Genomic DNA, 2,598 nt, shown 5'->3' with positions numbered 1-2,598 from the left:
GCCCTATGCTAGGGGATAGTCGAAGAGATTGTTATGGTGTATTTGGTTTGATGCTCACCATTCGATGAATCTCAATCGTGGACATCTGGAGTTTCCTTGCAATGAATTCACACAATGCGCTTACTCGTTTGGAATGTTCCGACTCCCGGTTGCTTTTTGCAAACAGCGAGTTGATGACCAATTTGATGGTCTTGTTCTTGGTGCTGGAACTTTCGTACAGTTTGTTCCGATACATCATATCTTCTGCTTGTTTGAAGACGGCCGCAAAGTCTTCTTGCAGGCTGCTACGAGTATCGTACCCATAGGCCAGGGTCAATGGAATGGGGTCATGCTCAGTCTCACTCCCGGTAGATGCTATTTCCTGAAGACGAGCTTCTGCCTCGGCTCTGGAGGTATTGGGCAGCACCATAATGAATTCATCACCCCCATAACGGGCAACAATATCTCCTGGTTTGGCGAAATGTTGTAACCGTTCCGCAGCTTTCCTCAATACTTCATCTCCCATGGTATGTCCAAAGGAATCATTGATCAGCTTCAATCCATTGGTATCTGCAATAATCAGGGAGCCGGGGAGAAAGCACTCGTCTTGCAGACGTATCAACGCTCTTTCCAAGTAACCTCGGTTATAGAGATTCGTGAGGAAATCATGGTCATGTTGAAATTGTAGACGTTCCTCTGCCTGTTTGCGTTCCGTTAGGTCTTGGGCAAGAATAGCGATATCCCCTGTCATGGGAACGACAACCAATCTCAACCATATTGGTCTGGATATGCTCTCGCCCTCATAACCAATCTCCAATGTCTGGCTTTTTCCAGAAAGAACAACATCTTGATACATTTGAAACATCTTGCTGTTTCTATGGTCTGGGAACAGATCAAGCAAATGCAGTCCAATTACCTTTTCAGGGTCAGTACCATTCAATGCTGCAATTGCAGCATTCTCGTACACCCAGGTAAAATCGACTATGTTTCCTTGTTCACCACGTACCGGCCGAAGGATGGTAAACCCATCAGGGGACATATCTTGTGCAATTCTGAAACGTTCATAGCTCTCTCTAAGCGCCTTTTCACTCTGTCGCAAGGCTTTGTTCAATTCAATCTGTTCAATTCTCTGGAGTGTCATCTCACTGATCAGCTGGGTCATGTTGAGCAGGAAATCCATCACCTTGGTCACATGCTCCTTGGAGACAACCGGTACCTCACTGAGAGCTTGTAGATATGATGCTGTATCAAATCCGAAATGGATTGCCTGATCTTTGAAAAACTGCAGATCAGGTTTCTCAAAGAAGAATTGTCCCGAGAACAAGTTTGCAACATGTTCACCTTGGATGATGATCGGTACGGCAACATCCACCAATCCATTCAAGCAAGTATAGAAGTGATATTGCTCATGATCCTTGCAATTTTGTGCTAGGATGGTATCACTTTGTGTACACCTCTCACCGGTCAATGGATTGATACGATGGAAATCAGTACAAATTTTTCTCCACCCAGATTTAGAGAGTATCTTGCCATTAAGATCAAGAATAGCAGTAACAAATCCGGTGGATTTATTGAACCCTTCAAGCAGGGAGTTTACCCGCTCCATATCGAGATATTCCAAACTGTTTCTCTTCATTGAAGCCTACCTCAATTTCTCAAAACGACCAATCACAATGTACAGAGAACAAAAACTACTGCGACCGTGAATACCAAATAAAACCACCAATGAAAGGTGTCAATACCTTAGGTCAAGCCCTGAACCTAGGAGGCGTTACCTCCTTTTCCGCCCCAAGGAACGGGGTATCTCATCTTACTTTCCCTGCACTCGCTCGGGAGAGGAAGCATCATGATGGTTCCTTTCCTCTCGCTCCGTTGGGGAATCATAATTGCCAGCGACTTGGAGTACCCACTGACACTGAGCTGGTGCTCAGTGTCCATATGTTTCAGTCTTGGGTACAATTGTGAATAAAAAGTCATAATCGAGAAAATCAGGGCAATTACGCTGAATACCTTGGTCTCTTTCCCTCCTGTGATGACAATTCCAATGATCAGCACGATGAAAATCAATTTGGTGCCTGCTACCCAATTGATGAGATAGGTAACAAACTCCCCAATTTCTGGGTCCTTTTGTGATTTCTCATAGGCCTTGAACACTCCAACGGCATTCCCCCGTGTCGAGGAAGGCATCCTGTAAAGTAACACCACATTGAGTGTCTCCTAGGTGATGAATGCAATCAATACCCAGGAAAGAATATCCATATATACTCCTAGTGATCTGTAATATGTAAATCTTTACTTTCTTGGGCCTATCAAACCGATGGACTTCGTTCGTGTCAGCTCAGATATCTCGATATCTTCGCTTCCTTGGCCTTGTCCTCTGTCCGATCCGCACCAAGCCCAGTTACAAGTTTATGCTGTTACAGATCACTAAAGGAACTTCTTTTCCTTGAGATAGTTCTCAGCGACCATCCTGGCTGGTTGTCCTTCAACAGCAATCCTGCTGTTGAGCAACTGCAGTGTTTCAAGGTCAAGACTTTGGTAAACAGGTTCAAGGAGAGTCGCAATTTCAGGACTCTGTTCAAGCACTTCTGAGCGTATGATCGGGGAAGGGGCATATAC

3 protein-coding genes are annotated in these 2,598 nt (G+C 44.9%); all 3 read right to left on the bottom strand.

Features of this window, described 5'->3' with window-relative positions:
• Window positions 1-31: 31 nt before the first annotated feature.
• Entirely contained in the window at window positions 32-1,615 is a 1,584-nt protein-coding gene (locus JF818_RS05665; RefSeq protein WP_198890993.1) for a PocR ligand-binding domain-containing protein, read from the bottom strand.
• A 125-nt stretch (window positions 1,616-1,740) separates the two neighbouring features.
• Window positions 1,741-2,184: a hypothetical protein gene (locus tag JF818_RS05660; RefSeq protein WP_198890992.1), complete on the bottom strand. Its 444-nt coding sequence runs from the start codon at window positions 2,182-2,184 to the stop codon at window positions 1,741-1,743.
• 222 nt (window positions 2,185-2,406) lie between these two features.
• Window positions 2,407-2,598, bottom strand: a 192-nt coding sequence (locus JF818_RS05655) for a glycine betaine ABC transporter substrate-binding protein (RefSeq protein WP_304945007.1), incomplete at its 5' end; no start/stop codon positions are given.

The organism is Sphaerochaeta sp. S2, assembly GCF_016406725.1.
Classification (GTDB): Bacteria; Spirochaetota; Spirochaetia; order Sphaerochaetales; family Sphaerochaetaceae; genus Sphaerochaeta.
The sequence above is the reverse complement of the archived record's forward strand: the minus strand, read 5'-3'. Positions and strand labels throughout refer to the sequence as shown.

Bases quoted from the DNA above. Each gene is read 5' to 3' on its own strand.
- JF818_RS05665 (WP_198890993.1), bottom strand. From the start codon at position 1,615: ATGAAGAGAAACAGTTTGGAATATCTCGATATGGAGCGGGTAAACTCC.